At 63.2% G+C, this 16,124-nt stretch carries 15 protein-coding genes; 9 read left to right on the top strand and 6 right to left on the bottom strand.

Annotation, left to right across the window (positions count from 1 at the left end):
* Window positions 1-40 precede the first annotated feature (40 nt).
* Window positions 41-1,018, bottom strand: coding sequence for a dipeptidase (locus BVH01_RS07475; RefSeq protein ID WP_075929746.1), 978 nt, complete (start codon window positions 1,016-1,018; stop codon window positions 41-43).
* A gap of 358 nt (window positions 1,019-1,376) precedes the next feature.
* Window positions 1,377-2,339 (bottom strand): GlxA family transcriptional regulator, encoded by a 963-nt coding sequence (locus tag BVH01_RS07470; protein ID WP_075929745.1) that lies wholly within the window; start codon window positions 2,337-2,339, stop codon window positions 1,377-1,379.
* A 190-nt stretch (window positions 2,340-2,529) separates the two neighbouring features.
* Between BVH01_RS07470 and choX the strand changes: the two genes are divergently transcribed.
* The 4 genes from choX to BVH01_RS07450 all read left to right on the top strand — a co-directional run bounded on the left by choX (window position 2,530) and on the right by BVH01_RS07450 (window position 5,870).
* Complete coding sequence (gene choX, locus BVH01_RS07465; protein ID WP_075929744.1) at window positions 2,530-3,465, top strand: choline ABC transporter substrate-binding protein; 936 nt, start codon at window positions 2,530-2,532, stop codon at window positions 3,463-3,465.
* A 67-nt stretch (window positions 3,466-3,532) separates the two neighbouring features.
* Entirely contained in the window at window positions 3,533-4,417 is an 885-nt protein-coding gene (locus BVH01_RS07460) for a 3-keto-5-aminohexanoate cleavage protein (protein WP_075929743.1), read from the top strand.
* Window positions 4,418-4,437: 20 nt separating this feature from the next.
* On the top strand, window positions 4,438-5,403 hold the full coding sequence (locus tag BVH01_RS07455) for an L-carnitine dehydrogenase (protein WP_075929742.1): 966 nt from the start codon (window positions 4,438-4,440) through the stop codon (window positions 5,401-5,403).
* Window positions 5,404-5,405: 2 nt separating this feature from the next.
* Window positions 5,406-5,870, top strand: a complete 465-nt coding sequence (locus BVH01_RS07450) for a thioesterase family protein (protein WP_075929741.1) — start codon at window positions 5,406-5,408, stop codon at window positions 5,868-5,870.
* A 198-nt stretch (window positions 5,871-6,068) separates the two neighbouring features.
* On the opposite strand, the gene BVH01_RS07445 is transcribed toward BVH01_RS07450, so the two are convergent.
* From BVH01_RS07445 to gbcA, 3 genes are all read right to left on the bottom strand, one after another.
* Window positions 6,069-6,377, bottom strand: coding sequence for a type II toxin-antitoxin system RelE/ParE family toxin (locus BVH01_RS07445; RefSeq protein ID WP_075929740.1), 309 nt, complete (start codon window positions 6,375-6,377; stop codon window positions 6,069-6,071).
* Entirely contained in the window at window positions 6,377-6,661 is a 285-nt protein-coding gene (locus BVH01_RS07440) for a ribbon-helix-helix protein, CopG family (RefSeq protein WP_075929739.1), read from the bottom strand. Before BVH01_RS07440 ends, BVH01_RS07445 begins: the two co-directional genes overlap by 1 nt.
* Window positions 6,662-6,854: 193 nt before the next feature.
* Window positions 6,855-8,147: a glycine-betaine demethylase subunit GbcA gene (gene gbcA / locus BVH01_RS07435; RefSeq protein ID WP_075929738.1), complete on the bottom strand. Its 1,293-nt coding sequence runs from the start codon at window positions 8,145-8,147 to the stop codon at window positions 6,855-6,857.
* A gap of 354 nt (window positions 8,148-8,501) precedes the next feature.
* On the opposite strand from gbcA, the gene gbcB reads away from it, so the two are divergent.
* The gene (gbcB, locus tag BVH01_RS07430) at window positions 8,502-9,602 is read left to right on the top strand and encodes a glycine-betaine demethylase subunit GbcB (protein ID WP_075929737.1); all 1,101 of its coding nucleotides are present in this window, start codon (window positions 8,502-8,504) and stop codon (window positions 9,600-9,602) included.
* Between the two features lie 1,130 nt (window positions 9,603-10,732).
* Here gbcB and BVH01_RS07425 read toward each other — a convergent pair.
* Window positions 10,733-11,773: a low specificity L-threonine aldolase gene (locus BVH01_RS07425; RefSeq protein ID WP_075929736.1), complete on the bottom strand. Its 1,041-nt coding sequence runs from the start codon at window positions 11,771-11,773 to the stop codon at window positions 10,733-10,735.
* A gap of 211 nt (window positions 11,774-11,984) precedes the next feature.
* Here BVH01_RS07425 and BVH01_RS07420 point away from each other — a divergent pair, with 211 nt between their 5' ends.
* The 4 genes from BVH01_RS07420 to BVH01_RS07405 all read left to right on the top strand — a co-directional run bounded on the left by BVH01_RS07420 (window position 11,985) and on the right by BVH01_RS07405 (window position 16,083).
* Window positions 11,985-12,284: a hypothetical protein gene (locus tag BVH01_RS07420; RefSeq protein WP_075929735.1), complete on the top strand. Its 300-nt coding sequence runs from the start codon at window positions 11,985-11,987 to the stop codon at window positions 12,282-12,284.
* A 100-nt stretch (window positions 12,285-12,384) separates the two neighbouring features.
* Entirely contained in the window at window positions 12,385-13,119 is a 735-nt protein-coding gene (locus BVH01_RS07415; RefSeq protein WP_075929734.1) for a TraX family protein, read from the top strand.
* Between the two features lie 330 nt (window positions 13,120-13,449).
* Window positions 13,450-14,703 (top strand): serine hydroxymethyltransferase, encoded by a 1,254-nt coding sequence (gene glyA, locus BVH01_RS07410; protein ID WP_075929733.1) that lies wholly within the window; start codon window positions 13,450-13,452, stop codon window positions 14,701-14,703.
* 129 nt (window positions 14,704-14,832) lie between these two features.
* On the top strand, window positions 14,833-16,083 hold the full coding sequence (locus BVH01_RS07405) for a sarcosine oxidase subunit beta family protein (protein ID WP_013793302.1): 1,251 nt from the start codon (window positions 14,833-14,835) through the stop codon (window positions 16,081-16,083).
* Window positions 16,084-16,124: the final 41 nt, after the last annotated feature.

The following is a 16,124-nucleotide window of genomic DNA, read 5'->3' as shown; positions in this document are numbered from 1 at the left end:
CGCCGCTATCGGTGGGCGCAGTAGGCTGCGCAGGTATTCATCATTCGCCCCAGACGTCGGCGAGTACCCTTACCCAGTTCTCACCCATGATCTTGCGCACCACGCTTTCGGAGTGGCCGCGTTTGAGCAGGGTTTCGGTGAGGTTGGGGAATTCGCCGACGGTACGGATACCCAGCGGATTGATGATCTTGCCGAAGTTGGTCAGGCGACGGGCATAGCCCTTGTCGTGGGTCAGGTACTCGAAGAAGTCCTGGCCGTGACCCTGGGTGAAGTCGGTGCCGATGCCGATGGCGTCTTCACCGACGATGTTCATCACGTACTCGATGGCTTCGGCGTAGTCGTCGATGGTCGAGTCGATGCCCTTGGCTAGGAACGGCGCGAACATGGTCACGCCAACGAAGCCGCCGTGGTCGGCGATGAACTTCAGTTCCTCATCGGACTTGTTGCGCGGGTGCTCTTTCAGGCCCGAAGGCAGGCAATGCGAATAGGTGACCGGCTTTTTCGATTCGAGGATGACTTCCTCGGAGGTCTTCGAACCGACGTGGGACAGGTCGCACATGATGCCCACCCGGTTCATCTCGGCGACGATCTCGCGACCGAAGCCGGACAGCCCGCCGTCGCGCTCGTAACAGCCGGTGCCAACCAGGTTCTGGGTGTTGTAGCACATCTGCACGATGCCCACGCCGAGCTGCTTGAACACCTCGACGTAGCCGAGCTGGTCTTCGAATGCATGGGCATTCTGGAAACCGTAGATGATGCCGGTCTTGCCCAGCTCCTTGGCCTTGCGGATATCGGCGGTGGTGCGCACCGGCATCACCAGGTCGCTGTTCTCGCGGATCAGCTTGCTGCTGGCGGCGATGCTGTTGACGGTGGCCTGGAAGCCTTCCCATACCGACACGGTGCAGTTGGCCGCGGTCAGGCCGCCCTTGCGCATGTCTTCGAAGAGTTCACGGTTCCACTTGGCGATGATCAGACCGTCGATGACGATGCTGTCGGCGTGCAATTCGGCTGGGCTCATCAGGCGGCTCCCCTTGAATGAATGCACCAGATTCGCTGCTGGCGCTTTGTGGGCAGCATATGCCTCGACGCCAGGGCGACCCGATGCAAAAACGACGGGGGGATTGCCGAAAGCGTCAAGCCGGAGTCGCCGGTGGATAAGCCTCTTTGGGCAGGCCTGTTCCACGGTATGCAGCTACAAGGCATGAGCAGCCACTCAAACCAACCTGTGGGAGCCCCGACCTCGGGGCGAAACGATTGCAGCCTGACTGCCTATTTCGGCGGTGCCTGAGCGAATCGCCGCGAGGTCGCGGCTCCTACAGTGGATCGAATAACGGCCGCTTGCGCCACTTTGCAGCCCGTAGGATGCTTGCGACTTTTCACGGTCGTAGAGTGGGTGGGGCTGTTTCGTGCCGATCCTGCCGCGGGCTGACTGCAAACCGCGCGCGGTAGCGGCGGGCGAAGTAGGAGGCCGAGTCGAAGCCGCAGGCCAGGGCCACTTCCAGCACGCTGAGGTCGCTCTGACGCAGCAGTTGGCGGCCCTTGTCCAGGCGCAGGGCGAGGTAGAAGGTGACTGGCGTGGTGGCCAGGTGCGTGCGGAACAGCCGCTCCAGCTGGCGGGTGGTGATGCCTACGGAGTCGGCCAGTTGTTGCGGGCTGCGCGGCTCCTCGGTGCAGCGCTCCATTTCGGCGATCACTAATGCCAGCTTCTTGTCGTGGATGCCGTAGCGGCTGCTGACCTGCATGCGTTGGTGATCCAGCCGGGTGCGGATGCGGCCCAGCACGAATTGCTCGGACACGCGGATCGAGAGCGGCTCGCCATGGTCACGGCCGATCAGCCCGAGCATCAGGTCCAGGCTGCTGGTGCCCCCGGCACTGGTGATGCGCCGGCCATCGATCTCGAACAGCTCCTGGGTCGGTTGCAGCTGTGGATAACGTTCACGAAAGGCATCCAGCGCTTCCCAGTGCAGGGTAAATCGCTGCCGGGCATCCAGCAGCCCGGCCTCGGCGAGCACAAAGCTGCCGGTATCGATGGCGCCGAGCACCCGGCATTCGCGTTCGGCACGCCGCAAGCGGGCGGCCAGCTGCGGCCCGAAACCCGCCAGTGGCTCGAAGCCGGCTACCACGAAGAGGCTGGTGTCGGTCAGGTCGTCATCCAGAGCACCATCGACATTGAGCGACATGCCATTGCTGGCCGGCACGGCCTGTCCGTCGGCGCTGAGCAGCCGCCAGTGGTAATGGGGCGCGTGAAAACGGTTGGCGACCCGTAGCGGCTCGATGGCCGACATCAGGCCCATCATCGAAAAGCCGGGCAACAGTAGAAAGCAGAAGCGATCAGGCATTGGAGTACTCGCTGCGTAGAGCTCCATCTAACGGCAGCGTGACCCGATCATCAAGTCGTTATGTTCTGGTTTTATGTCGATATGGTGCGAATTACCAACCTAGTAACTGCGTAAGGTGGCGCCATCGGAATCCCGCTGTTCCGGTCACACGGTACTAAAAACCAGACTAAACCGTTGAGGAGCCCCGCTCATGAAAACGCTCACCGCGTTCGCAGCCTGCTGCGCCGTCACCCTGTTCAGTGCGCCCCTGCTGGCCGCCGAAGAGGCCAGTTGCAAGACCGTCCGCCTCGGCGCCGTCGGCTGGACCGATGTGGTCGCCACCACCGCCGTGGCCAACCAGTTGCTGCAAGGCCTGGGCTATGAAACCACCCAGACCCAGGCCTCGCAGCAGATCATCTTCGCCGGCATCCAGAAGGGCCAGGTCGATGCCTTTCTCGGCTACTGGAAGCCGATCATGGACGACAACATCAAGCCCTTCCTCGATGCTGGTGCCGTGAAGGTGGCCGACAAGCCGTCGCTGGACGATGCCGTGGCGGTACTCGCCGTGCCGACCTATGCGGCCGAGCAGGGCATCAAGACCCTTGCCGATATCGCCCGCTTCAAGGATCAGCTCGACGGCAAGATCTATGGCATCGAGGCCGGGTCGGGCGCCAACACCGCGATCCAGAAGATGATCGACAGCGATCAGTTCGGTCTTGGCGAGTTCAAGCTGGTCGAATCCAGCGAGGCTGGCATGCTCGCTGCCGTTGGCCGAGCGGTACGCAACGAGAAGCCGGTGGTGTTCTTCGGCTGGAAGCCGCACCCGATGAACCTGCAGATGCCGATCACCTACCTGTCCGGTACCGAGGACGTGTTCGGCCCCAACGACGGCGCCGCGACTGTGTCCACCGTGACTGCGCCGGACTACGCACAGCGCTGCGCCAACGCCAATCGCCTGCTCACCAGCCTGCGCTTCACCAGCGAGCAGGAGGCCGAACTGATGCAACCGATCATGGATCGCCAGGCGCCCGACAAGGTGGCGCGCGAGTGGATCGCGGCCAACCCCGAGGTGGTTGCCGGGTGGCTCGAAGGCGTGACCAGCCGCGACGGCAAGCCGGCCGCCCAGGCCCTGAAACTCAGCCAATAACCCAAGCCCTTGCTGTCACCGCGCACTGCGCGGGGGCGGCGTTCGTCCTCGATAAAGGAGCACGACCGTGAACCACGAAGTCATCATCACCTGCGCGGTCACCGGCGCCGGCGACACCGTTGGCCGCCACCCGGCCATTCCCGTTACACCGAGGCAGATCGCCGAGGCCGCCATCGAGGCCGCCAAGGCCGGTGCCACCGTTGCTCATTGCCACGTGCGTGACCCGCACACCGGCAAGCCGAGCCGCGACGTGGCGTTGTATCGCGAGGTGGTCGAGCGCATTCGCGAGAGCGATACCGACGTGATCATCAACCTCACTGCCGGAATGGGCGGCGACCTGGAGATCGGCAAGGGCGAGCAGCCGCTGGCGTTCGGTGCCGGTACCGATCTGGTCGGGCCGCTGACCCGCCTGGCCCATATCGAGGAGCTGCGACCGGAAATCTGCACCCTGGATTGCGGCACGCTGAATTTCGGCGATGGCGACTTCATCTACGTTTCCACCCCGGCGCAGCTGCGCGCGGGCGCCAAGCGCATCACCGAACTGGGCGTGAAGGCCGAGCTTGAGATCTTCGACACCGGCCACCTGTGGTTCGCCAAACAGATGCTCAAGGAGGGCCTGCTGGAGGATCCGCTGATCCAGCTGTGCCTGGGCATCCCCTGGGGCGCGCCGGCCGATACCGCGACCATGAAGGCGATGGTCGACAACCTGCCGCCGGGGCTGACCTGGGCCGGCTTCGGTATCGGTCGCATGCAGATGCCGATGCTCGCCCAGGCCATGCTGCTGGGCGGCAACGTGCGCGTGGGGCTGGAAGACAACATCTGGCTGGACAAGGGCGTGCCGGCCAGCAATGGCTCGCTAGTGGAGCGGGCGGTGGAAATCATCGAGCGCCTCGGTGGCCGTGTGCTCAGCCCAGCCGAGGGCCGGGCGAAGATGAATCTGCAAGGCCGCTAGCCTGCGAACGGGAGCCTGACATGTCCTTCGTTACCGATATCAAGATTTTCGCCGCCCTGGGCACTGGCGTGATCGGCGCCGGCTGGATCGCCCGCGCCCTGGCCCGTGGCCTGGACGTGCACGCCTGGGACCCGGCGCCCGGCGCCGAAGCAGCCCTGCGCACGCGCATCGCCAATGCCTGGCCGGCGCTGGAAAAGCAGGGCCTGGCGCCGGGGGCGTCGGTGCAGCGCTTGCGCTTTTTCGCCGACCTGGATGCTTGCGTGCGTGATGCCGATTTCATCCAGGAGAGCGCACCCGAGCGGCTCGACCTCAAGCTCGCGCTGCACGCGTGCATCAGCGCCGTGGCGCGGGCCGATGTGATCATCGGCTCCAGCACGTCGGGCCTGCTGCCCAGCGAGTTCTACGCCGAGGCGCAGCACCCGGAGCGCTGCGTGGTCGGTCACCCGTTCAATCCAGTGTACCTGCTGCCGCTGGTCGAAGTGGTTGGCGGTGAACGCACCGCGCCAGAGGCGCTACAAGCGGCCATCGCCGTCTACAGCGCGTTGGGCATGCGCCCGCTGCACGTGCGCAAGGAGGTGCCGGGCTTTATCGCCGACCGCCTGCTCGAAGCGCTGTGGCGCGAGGCGCTGCACCTGGTCAACGACGGCGTGGCGACCACCGGCGAGATCGACGACGCGATCCGCTTCGGCGCCGGGCTGCGCTGGTCGTTCATGGGTACCTTCCTGACCTACACCCTGGCGGGCGGCGACGCCGGCATGCGCCACTTCATGGCCCAGTTCGGCCCGGCGCTGAAACTGCCCTGGACCTACCTGCAGGCGCCCGAGCTGACCGACCAGCTGATCGACGACGTGGTCGCCGGCACATCGGTCCAGCAGGGCCAGCGCAGCCTCGCCGAGCTGGAGCGCTACCGTGACGATTGCCTGCTGGCCGTGCTTGGCGCGATCCGCGAAACCAAGGCCCGCCACGGCTTCGCCTTCGAGGACTGAGCATGCTGCCGGTTACCTACACAACCGCGGTGCAGGCCGACTGGGTCGACTACAACGGCCACCTGCGCGACGCCTATTACCTGCTGATCTGCAGTTTTGCCACCGACGGGCTGATGGATCTCATCGGCCTCGACGAAGCGGGCAGGGCGCGTACTGGGCACACGCTCTATACGCTGGAGTGCCACCTCAACTTTCTGGCCGAGGTGAAGCTTGGCGTCGAGGTTCAGGTGCGCACCCAACTGCTCGGTCATGACCGCAAGCGCCTGCATGTCCACCACCTGCTCGAGCGCTGCGACGATGAGACGGTGGTGGCGGAGAGCGAACAGATGCTGATGAATATCGACACGTTAGCAGGGCGATCGGTACCTTTCGATACGCAGGTGGAAGTGCGGGTAGGGGAGCTGGCCGCGACGCAAATCGACCTGCCGCCCTCAACCCATGTCGGACGGACTATCGGTTTGCCATAGCAGCCTTGCTGCGATTCCGTCGCTGCCAGCACCCACTGCCACGAGGTGGCGGCTCCCAGTACCCGGAGGGCGTTGGCTATTTCGTGGGCGCGTTGCCCCATGCGGTGGCGATATACGGTAATGAGGTTGCCGGCGCTTCGCAGAGCGAACCTCTTGCATGCGTTCAGCGAGCTGCGGAGTTACTTTGGCTGCGGGCCGCTACCTATCGATAGGCTGCGAAAAGCCTGCTTCACGCTGCCCGCGGATGGCGAGTACAAAGACCACGTCCATTTCTGCGAGGTAGCGATAGAGCGCGACATATCCTCGGGTACCCTGGCCGATCACCAGTTCTCGCATGCCATTCGTGGTCGGGCGGCCAATCAAAGGGTTGTGCTCCAGCAGGCCTATGGTTTCCAGAATATCGGCAATGCGTGTCTGTGACTGTTGGCTCTGGTTTTGCTCGAGGTGGTAGAGAATGCGCTCGAAGTCGTCGACTACCTCTGGAGCCAGCTCGATGCGAGCGACCATCAGTCGTGTCGTTCGCGAGCGACTGGTCGGGGTAGTGATTGGCCGGCGGCGCGGGCTTGCAGATAATCTCGCATTTCTTGCCAGCCCAGAGTCTGGCCGCTTTCAAGCAGGTGCGCATAGCGGTGCTCGGCAATCGCTTCAAATTCCGCGCGCTGCTCTGCCTGCGCGGTCTTTTCCGCGACGGCCTCCAGCATGAAGTGATGTGGAGTCGTGCCAGCACGTTCTGCCATTTCGGCAATGCGGGCTTTAAGGTCATCTGGCAAGCGCAGGGTGGTGGTGCTCATAGCCGTCTCCCGAGATTTCATCGCAGAGTAGCACTTATGTGCTACAGCGCAAGGCAGCGTGCTGATAGGCCACTTGGCGAGGGACCTCTAGAGCATCCGCAGCTATTGTCCGAGGTGCGACGATCGCTAAGACCGGTAGACAAAAAGAAGCCCCGCTGGTGTAAAACCGAGCGGGGCTATCGAGTGAGTCCGGTTACTGCGTCTTCACATCCCGCAGATACGGCGCCGGCGCGGCGCCCAGGTTGCTGAGCATGCGCTCGCTGTACCAGTCGATGAAGTTGACCACGCCGAACTCGTAGGTTTTCGAGTACGGGCCGGGCTGGTAGGCGGTGGAGTTGATGCCGCGCTGGTTTTCCTCGGCTAGGCGACGGTCCTGGTCGTTGGTGGCGTCCCAGACTTCGCGCAGGCGGGCGATGTCGTAATCCTCGCCTTCCACGGCGTCCTTGCGCACCAGCCATTTGGTGGTGACCATGGTTTCCTGGGCACTGATCGGCCACACGGTGAATACGATCAGGTGGTCGCCCATGGCGTGGTTCCAGGAGTGCGGCAGGTGCAGGATGCGCATCGAGCCCAGGTCCGGGTTCTGGATGCGGCCCATCAGTTTCTTGCAGCCCTGCTTGCCGTCCATGGTCATGGACACGGTGCCCTTGAGCAGCGGCATGCGCACGATACGGTTACGCAGGCCGAAGCCGGCGTGCAGATACGGAATCTTCTCGGCTTCCCACTTGGCGGCGGATTCGGCCACGTGGTCCTTGAACGACTGGGTCGCGCGAGGGTCGTGGGTGTCGTCCCATTCCAGCAGGGTGTTGAGCAGTTCCGGGTGCGAACCGTTGCAGTGGTAGCACTCGCGGTTGTTTTCCAGCACCAGCTTCCAGTTGGCCTTTTCCATCAGGGTGGTTTGCACCGCCACCTTGGCGTTCTCCATGTCGTACGGTTCCATGTAGTGCGCCAGGGTGGCGAGGAACTCGTCGATGGCCGGTGGGTTCTCGGCCAGGGAGATGAAGATGTAACCGCCGGCGGTCTTGCAGTTGACCGGCTTGAGGTTATAGTCGGCCAGGTTGAAGTCGGCGCCCATTTCGGTGCCGGCGAACAGCAGGCGGCCATCCACTTCGTAGGTCCACTGGTGGTACGGGCACACCAGCTTGGCGACCTTGCCCTTGTCGCTGGTGCACAGGCGCGAGCCGCGGTGGCGGCAGACGTTGTGGAAGGCATGCACGACGCCCTCGGCGCCGCGGATGACGATGATCGGGTTGTTGCCGATCTGCAGGGTCAGGTAGTTGCCCTTGGCTGGAATCTCGCAGGTCATGCCGGCGATCAGCCATTCCTTGTGGAAAATCTCCTGCATGTCGAGCTGAAACACCCGCTCGTCGTTGTAGAACGGCTGCGGCAGGGAAAAGGTGCGCTCGCGGTTCTGCAGCATTTCGGCTGCTGCGGCGCGGGCCGGTTCCAGCGGGTCGCCAAGGCTCAGATTAGAGGTGACGGTCATCGGGAAACTCCTCGTGGCGGACGCGCTGCGGCCGCTATGAAATAGGCTGTTGCGGTTGACGCAAGGTGGCGTCGCCTGGCCCGGATCGCCTGCCGAGTGGCGCATTGCTCAGGGGCTGCGGCGGACGCTCTTATCCTGTTCGGCTTGGGGGCGAGTGTGGAGCCCGGCGCGGCGCGAACCTTATCCATGGGCGACATGGCCGAATCATTTCCCGACTGGGTACGCCAGTGTCTACGGGGCAGGTCGCCGTTAGCATGCCGATGTCGCTGGCAGGTAAATGAGGCCCAGATGCGTTGCGCACAATCGCGGCAAAGAATGGGCCGGTGAGCGGCCTGCGTGCGCGAGAGAACCGACATGTCGAACGACTTCCTCTATCCCGTCACTACCCAGACCTGGAGCAACGGCCGCCACCTGGTGCGCTGCGTCAAGGTCATCCAGGAAACATGGGACGTCCGCACCTTCTGTTTCATGGCCGACCAGCCCGTGCTGTTCTTCTTCAAGCCGGGGCAGTTCGTCACCCTGGAGCTGGAGATCGATGGCCAGCCGGTGATGCGCTCGTACACCATCTCCAGCTCGCCGTCGGTGCCTTACAGCTTCTCCATCACCATCAAGCGGGTGCCGGGCGGCAAGGTTTCCAACTGGTTGCACGACAACCTGTCCGAGGGCCAGGAGCTGGCGGTGCACGGCCCGGTCGGGCTGTTCAATGCCATCGACTTTCCGGCCGACAAGGTACTGTTCCTCAGCGGCGGGGTGGGCATTACCCCGGTGATGTCGATGGCGCGCTGGTTCTACGACACCAACGCCAACGTCGACATGGTGTTCGTGCACAGTGCCCGCTCGCCCAAGGACATCATCTATCAGCGCGAGCTGGAACACATGGCCGCGCGGATCGCCAACTTCAACCTGCACGTGATCTGCGAGAAACACGGCCTTGGCGAGTCCTGGTCGGGTTACCGGGGCTACCTCAACCAGCCGATGCTGGAGCTGATGGCCCCGGATTATCTGGAGCGGGAAATCTTCTGCTGCGGCCCGACGCCCTACATGAGCGCGGTCAAGCGTCTGCTCGAGGCCAAGGGCTTCGACATGAGCCGCTATCATGAGGAAGCCTTCGGCCCGGTGCCGGCCGAAGTGCGCCAGGAGGTCAAGGAACTGGCCGAGCTGGCCGCCGATGCTCCGGAGGTTCCGGCCGCAGAACGCAACCAGGTGGCCTTCACCAGCACCGGCAAGAGCATTCAGGTCGGCCCCGGTGAAACCGTTCACGCGGCAGCTGCCAAGCTCGGCCTGCATATCCCCAAGGCCTGCGGTATGGGTATATGCGGTACTTGCAAAGTGCTCAAGACGGCGGGCGACGTGGACATGGAGCACAACGGCGGGATCACCGACGAGGACGTGGCCGAGGGTTACATCCTGTCCTGCTGCAGCGTGCCGCGTAACGACGTGAGCATCGATTACTGACCTGCTGATCAAAATGTGATCAGGCCGCTGCGTCGCCCGGATTACGGGCGCTGTGGCGGCTATCCAACAGTTTGTCCACAGCCCGGCGCACAGTAATTGTGTGCAAGGCGGGCGACATCTTTCGCTAACCCTTTATATCAGCGGCTTTTGAACGGATAGACGGCGAGCTATCCGTTCAAGAGCGCAGGCTTGAACAGCTTATCCACAGCGCTATTCACAGCGTTATGCAGCCCTGCACGGCGCGCTGCCTGAGCGTCGGCTTGATCGCCTGTATGTTTTTTGATCTTCGGGCTGGAGGCCCCTGTTCACGAGGCTTTCAGCCTGGTGGCGACAGCTTGTGCACAGCTTGATCCACGGAGTCTGGGGAAAATGGACGGCGGGTTATTCACCCTGCTGCAGGTTTCATGGCGCTGCCGCCTCATAAATACTGGGCGCAGACGCTTGATCAAAAAACGTTCATCTCTCTCAATGCCGCACGGCTTGAGGCCTCCAGCCCATTCACTACAACTTATGCACAGAAGCGCGCACAGTTTCTGTGTGTAGATAAGTTGCCAAGGCGAAGCTGCCGATCATTTTTTGTTCGATTTGCTGTGGCCCTTTGATAGCAAGGCCTTCAGAACTTTTCCGACAGCTTATCCCCATTATCGTCCCCGGTTGCTGGGGATGGATGTCCACAAGAGATAAACGCACTTGGCTGGTGCTGTGGATTACTTGGCACCTAAAGGCACTGGTCAAAATGTGATCAGCTTTCTACAGGCCTTTAGTAGCAAGGCCTGAGGCCACATATGCACAGCTTGTGAAAGCGCTCCTGCACAGCGATTGTGCGTAACCTGATTCACAACCTATTGAAATAGAACGTTTTTTGTACGATGGCCGGAAGCCCTCGTGAATGCTGGGCCGTAGCCATCTAGCGACAGTTTATGCACAGCGCTTTCCACGGAATCTGGGGATGTAGTCGAGCAGTGCTCACTGGTGTGCGAAGCATAGCGCGTGGCCATGTCTCGCCCATGCGGGATTTAGCAGCGGTTTTGTGCTGGGTAGAACGGGTTATCCACAGTTAGGAAGTGATGCGGCGGGGCGTTGCGGAGGCTGTGGATGAGGGCCGGCGCGATGCCGGCCCAAAGCTTTGCTCAGGCGGCCATGACTTCGCGGATATCTGCAGCCAGCTGGCGCACTCGTGCTTCCTCGGTATCCCAGGAGCACATGAAGCGCGCGCCGCCGGCACCGATGAAGGTGTAGAAGCGCCAGCCGCGCGCGGTGAGGGCGGCGATGGCCGGTTCGGACATCTGCAGGAATACGCCATTGGCTTCGACCGGGAACATCAGGCTGACGCCGGGTACGTCTTCCACCAGCTTGGCGAGCAGCTGGGCGCAGTGATTGGCGTGGTTGGCGTAGCGCAGCCAGGCATCGTCCTGCAGGATGCCCACCCAGGGCGCCGACAGGTAGCGCATCTTCGAGGCCAGCTGGCCGGCCTGCTTGCAGCGGTAGTCGAAGTCCTCGGCCAGGCCCCGGTTGAAGAACAGGATCGCTTCACCGACCGCCATGCCGTTCTTGGTGCCGCCGAAGCACAGCACGTCGACGCCGGCCTTCCAGGTCAATTCGGCCGGCGTACAGCCGAGAAACGCGCAGGCATTGGAGAAGCGCGCGCCGTCCATGTGCAGGTTCAGGCCCAGTTCGTCACAGGTCTGGCTGATCGCCTGGATTTCCTCGGGGCGGTAGACGGTGCCGACTTCGGTGGCTTGGGTCAGGGTGACCACCCGCGGTTTGGGGAAGTGGATGTCCTTGCGTTTGACGGCGATCTCGCGGATCGAGGCCGGCGTAAGCTTGCCCTGCTCGCTGCGCGCGGTGAGCAGTTTGGAGCCGTTGGAAAAGAACTCCGGCGCGCCGCACTCGTCGGTCTCGACGTGGGCGGTCTCCGAGCAGATCACGCTGTGGTAGCTCTGGCACAGGGAGGCGAGGGCCAGGGAATTGGCAGCGGTGCCGTTGAAGGCGAAGAACACGTCGCAGTCGGTTTCGAACAGGCTGCGAAAGTGGTCTGCGGCGCGGGCCGTCCAGTCGTCGTCACCGTAGGCGCGCTGATGGCCCTGGTTGGCCTCGGCCATGGCCTGCCAGGCTTCGGGGCAGATGCCAGAGTAGTTGTCGCTGGCGAATTGCTGGGCGTTTTCGGGCATTGAGGAGTCCTTGTCTGCGTCGCCCCGTGCGGGCGTATGCCGGTACTGTATCCCGCCGCGCCGGTGCATAGAACTCGCTGGCGCGACATATTGTTCCGTTGGCCAGCCATGCTCAGGCGTGCCATTAATTGTGAACTCACGGGCGCCGATGGGCTCACAAAACAGAGAGTTCACTCAAGGACTCGCCGATCCCAAGCTACAGGAGCCCACCATGAGCTACCGTCATCTGATCGCACTGTTCGCACCGCTTGCCTTCGCCCTGCCAGCCGTGGCCGCCGAGCCCTGGTCGCCGGAGGCCAAGTCGACCTTCGTTCAGGAGTGCGTGAAGGGCGCTCAGTCCGGCCACTCGCAGGAAAAGCTGACAGCCTTCTGTGATTGCGCAGCGACCAAGGTCAGCCAAGAGTTCAGCGAGGCGGAAATGGCCGAGATGAGCAAGCAAGTTCCGCCGGATGCGGCGCTGCAGAAGCGTCTGGTCACGGCCTCGAGCAGCTGCAACGAAAAGCTGCAGTAAGCCTTGAGGGCGGCGTACGCTCTACGCCGCCCTTTTCGTTTGCGCCATGGCGCTGGCAACCTCTACCTTGATGCTTTATCCGTCAGCGTGATGGGCGTGCATGCCTTCTTCTTTCCCACACCATCCTTCCCCTAGCCGCGACGCGGCCCTCGATCTGATCAAATGGCTGGCGCTGCTGACCATGCTGATCGATCACCTGCGCCATGCCTGGCCCGAGCTGTATTTCCTCTATGTGCCTGGCCGCCTGGCCTTTCCATTGTTCTGCTTGGCCATCGCCGCCAACGTCGCACGGCCCACGGTGGGCAACGCTGGTGGTGTGACCGCCCGTTACCTAGGTTGGCTGTTGCTGTTCTCGCTGATCTCCGAATGGCCATACCGGCTGCTGGTGCCGACCGCCGAATCGCTCAACGTGATGCCGACCCTGGTGCTCGGGCTGCTGATTGCCAATGCCGTGCAGCGGGCCGACATCCAGGCGCGCTGGCTGGGCGCCGGGGCATTGGCGACCGCTGTATTGGCTCACGAATGGCTGATGTTCGGCGTCTTTGGTGCGTTGTTGCCAGCGGCTTTCCTGCTGGCCCTGCGCGGGCCCCGTGGCGTGTGGCTGTTGCCTATGCTCGGCTGCCTGGCGGCCAATTACTGGGCGCCTTTCTATGCCGATGCGGCCCGTGGTGATCCCTTCGCATGGAGCGTGCTTGCCATGTGCCTGTTTGCGCCATTGTTGGGCCTGCTGCTATTGCGCCTCCAGCCGCCATTCCCGGTGCCGCCGGTCAGGCGCTGGGCTTACCTCTTCTATCCGGCGCATTTTCTCGTCTTGGTGGCGCTGCGCAGTCTCTGAGCTGGCGTAACAGGCCGTTGAAAAACGTAGGCGAGGCAGTCAGTGCAAGGCCTGGGCAGCCCCACAAAAACAGCCGAGAAAGCGCAGTTTACGTGCTGTAAATGAGCATTTTGAGGCTGTTTTTAACGCAGCAATGGCAACGTAGGTAGTTTTTCAACGGCCTGTTCGGGCATGCACAAATGCGACGCTTAGGCATGTCGCAAACGCAATCTCCCGTGGCGTACATAGGCATCTGGTTCTCGAGGGCGAGTCATACCATCGCTGCAACAAGACTCATATCGAGCAACCGAGCCAGATGCGGCGCTGCGAGGCGCCCCGGGGAGAAACGTGATGTTCAGCAAGCAAGATCAGATTCAAGGCTACGATGACGCCCTGCTCAGTGCCATGCAGGCCGAGGAGCGTCGTCAGGAACATCACATCGAGCTGATTGCCTCGGAGAACTACACCAGCAAGCGCGTGATGGAAGCCCAGGGCAGCGGCCTGACCAACAAGTACGCCGAAGGCTACCCGGGCAAGCGCTACTACGGCGGTTGCGAGCACGTGGACAAGGTCGAGGCGCTGGCCATCGAGCGCGCCAAGCAGCTGTTCGGTGCCGACTTCGCCAACGTGCAGCCGCACTCCGGTTCCTCCGCCAACTCGGCCGTCTATCTGGCGCTGCTGCAGCCCGGCGACACCATCCTGGGCATGAGCCTGGCCCATGGCGGCCACCTGACCCACGGCGCCAAGGTGTCGTCCTCTGGCAAGCTGTACAACGCCGTGCAGTACGGCATCGACACCGACACCGGCCTGATCGACTACGACGAAGTCGAGCGCCTGGCCGCCTTGCACAAGCCGAAGATGATCGTCGCCGGCTTTTCGGCCTATTCCAAGACCCTGGATTTCCCGCGCTTTCGCGCCATCGCCGACAAGGTCGGTGCCTTGCTCTTCGTGGACATGGCGCACGTGGCCGGGCTGGTCGCCGCCGGCCTGTACCCCAACCCGGTGCCGCTGGCCGACGTGGTCACCACCACCACCCACAAGACTCTGCGTGGCCCGCGTGGTGGGCTGATCCTCGCCAAGGCCAACGAAGAGATCGAGAAGAAGCTCAACGCCGCGGTGTTCCCCGGCGCCCAGGGCGGCCCGCTGATGCACGTGATCGCCGCCAAGGCCGTGTGCTTCAAGGAAGCGCTGGAGCCCGGCTTCAAGGACTACCAGGCCCAGGTGATCAAGAACGCCCAGGCCATGGCTGCGGTGTTCATCGAGCGCGGTTTCGACGTGGTCTCCGGTGGCACCGACAACCACCTGTTCCTGCTCTCGCTGATCAAGCAGGGCATCACCGGCAAGGATGCTGACGCCGCCCTGGGCCGCGCCGGCATCACGGTCAACAAGAACGCCGTGCCCAACGACCCGCAGTCGCCGTTCGTGACCTCGGGCCTGCGCATTGGTACGCCGGCGGTCACCACCCGCGGCTTCAAGGAAGCTCAGTGCCGTGAGCTGGCGGGCTGGATCGCCGACATCCTCGAGCACCTCGGCGACGCCGATGTCGAGGCCCAGGTGGCTGGCCTGGCGGCCGGTCTGTGCGCCGATTACCCGGTCTATCGCTAACGCATCGTCTTCACGTCGGAGCTGCCGCTTTGATGCCCTAGGACGCCGGAACCCATCGTCGATCGATGGGTTTCATACGTCCTGCGGTCCGGGTGTGCTCCTACAGCAAGCAGAATTCAGGAGTACCTTATGCAGCGCTATTCCGGCTTCGGCCTGTTCAAGCACTCGTTCAGCCACCATGAAAACTGGCAGCGCATGTGGCGCAACCCGACCCCTAAGCCGGTTTATGACGTGGTCATCGTCGGCGGTGGCGGTCACGGCCTGGCCACCGCCTATTACCTGGCCAAGGAATTCGGCGTGAAGAACGTCGCCGTGGTCGAGAAGGGCTGGCTGGGCGGTGGCAACACGGCGCGCAACACCACCATCGTGCGTTCCAACTACCTGTGGGACGAGTCGGCGCACCTCTACGAGCACGCGATGAAACTGTGGGAGGGCCTGTCCCAGGACCTCAACTACAACGTCATGTTCTCCCAGCGCGGCGTGTTCAACCTCGGCCACACCCTGCAGGACATGCGCGACATCGAACGCCGCGTCAGCGCCAACCGCCTTAACGGTATCGATGGCGAAGTGGTCGATGCCAAGCAGGTGGCGGAGATGATTCCCTACCTCGATTGCTCGAAGAACACCCGTTACCCGGTCCTCGGTGCCTCGCTGCAGCGCCGCGGTGGCGTGGCCCGTCACGACGCCGTGGCCTGGGGCTTCGCCCGCGCCGCCGACGCCCTGGGCGTCGACCTGATCCAGCAGACCGAAGTGATCGGCTTCCGCAAGCAGGATGGCGCGGTGATCGGTGTGGAAACCAGCAAGGGCTTCATCGGCGCCAAGCGCGTCGGCGTGGTCGCGGCCGGTAACTCCGGGCACCTGGCCAAGCTCGCCGGCTTCCGCCTGCCACTGGAATCGCACCCGCTGCAGGCGCTGGTTTCCGAGCCGATCAAGCCGATCATCGACACGGTGATCATGTCCAACGCCGTGCACGGCTACATCAGCCAGTCCGACAAGGGCGACCTGGTCATCGGCGCCGGCATCGACGGCTACAACGGCTACGGCCAGCGCGGCTCCTACCCAACCATCGAACACACCCTGCAGGCCATCGTCGAGATGTTCCCGGTGCTCTCGCGCGTGCGCATGAACCGTCAGTGGGGCGGCATCGTCGACACCACGCCGGACGCCTGCCCGATCATCGCCAAGACGCCGGTGAAGAACCTCTACTTCAACTGCGGCTGGGGCACTGGTGGCTTCAAGGCCACACCGGGCTCGGGCAACGTGTTCGCGGCCAGCCTGGCCAAGGGCGAGATGCATCCGCTGGCCAAGGCCTTCTCCATCGAGCGCTTCCACAATGGGGCGCTGATCGACGAGCACGGCGCAGCCGGCGTGGCCCACTGATATTGGCGCCCTCTCTCGGCGAGAGGGGGACGATGGTTTTC

This window comes from Pseudomonas sp. PA1(2017), from assembly GCF_001945375.1.
GTDB lineage: Bacteria > Pseudomonadota > Gammaproteobacteria > Pseudomonadales > Pseudomonadaceae > Aquipseudomonas.
This window is presented reverse-complemented; position numbering and strand designations above follow the sequence as displayed.

Excerpts from the sequence above, each read along its gene's own strand:
- BVH01_RS07475 (WP_075929746.1), bottom strand. The coding sequence starts at position 1,018 with ATGAGCCCAGCCGAATTGCACGCCGACAGCATCGTCATCGACGGTCTG.
- BVH01_RS07470 (WP_075929745.1), bottom strand. The coding sequence starts at position 2,339 with ATGCCTGATCGCTTCTGCTTTCTACTGTTGCCCGGCTTTTCGATGATG.
- choX (WP_075929744.1), top strand. The coding sequence starts at position 2,530 with ATGAAAACGCTCACCGCGTTCGCAGCCTGCTGCGCCGTCACCCTGTTC.
- BVH01_RS07455 (WP_075929742.1), top strand. The coding sequence starts at position 4,438 with ATGTCCTTCGTTACCGATATCAAGATTTTCGCCGCCCTGGGCACTGGC.
- BVH01_RS07450 (WP_075929741.1), top strand. The coding sequence starts at position 5,406 with ATGCTGCCGGTTACCTACACAACCGCGGTGCAGGCCGACTGGGTCGAC.
- BVH01_RS07445 (WP_075929740.1), bottom strand. The coding sequence starts at position 6,377 with ATGGTCGCTCGCATCGAGCTGGCTCCAGAGGTAGTCGACGACTTCGAG.
- BVH01_RS07440 (WP_075929739.1), bottom strand. The coding sequence starts at position 6,661 with ATGAGCACCACCACCCTGCGCTTGCCAGATGACCTTAAAGCCCGCATT.
- gbcA (WP_075929738.1), bottom strand. The coding sequence starts at position 8,147 with ATGACCGTCACCTCTAATCTGAGCCTTGGCGACCCGCTGGAACCGGCC.
- gbcB (WP_075929737.1), top strand. The coding sequence starts at position 8,502 with ATGTCGAACGACTTCCTCTATCCCGTCACTACCCAGACCTGGAGCAAC.
- BVH01_RS07425 (WP_075929736.1), bottom strand. The coding sequence starts at position 11,773 with ATGCCCGAAAACGCCCAGCAATTCGCCAGCGACAACTACTCTGGCATC.
- BVH01_RS07420 (WP_075929735.1), top strand. The coding sequence starts at position 11,985 with ATGAGCTACCGTCATCTGATCGCACTGTTCGCACCGCTTGCCTTCGCC.
- BVH01_RS07415 (WP_075929734.1), top strand. The coding sequence starts at position 12,385 with ATGCCTTCTTCTTTCCCACACCATCCTTCCCCTAGCCGCGACGCGGCC.
- glyA (WP_075929733.1), top strand. The coding sequence starts at position 13,450 with ATGTTCAGCAAGCAAGATCAGATTCAAGGCTACGATGACGCCCTGCTC.
- BVH01_RS07405 (WP_013793302.1), top strand. The coding sequence starts at position 14,833 with ATGCAGCGCTATTCCGGCTTCGGCCTGTTCAAGCACTCGTTCAGCCAC.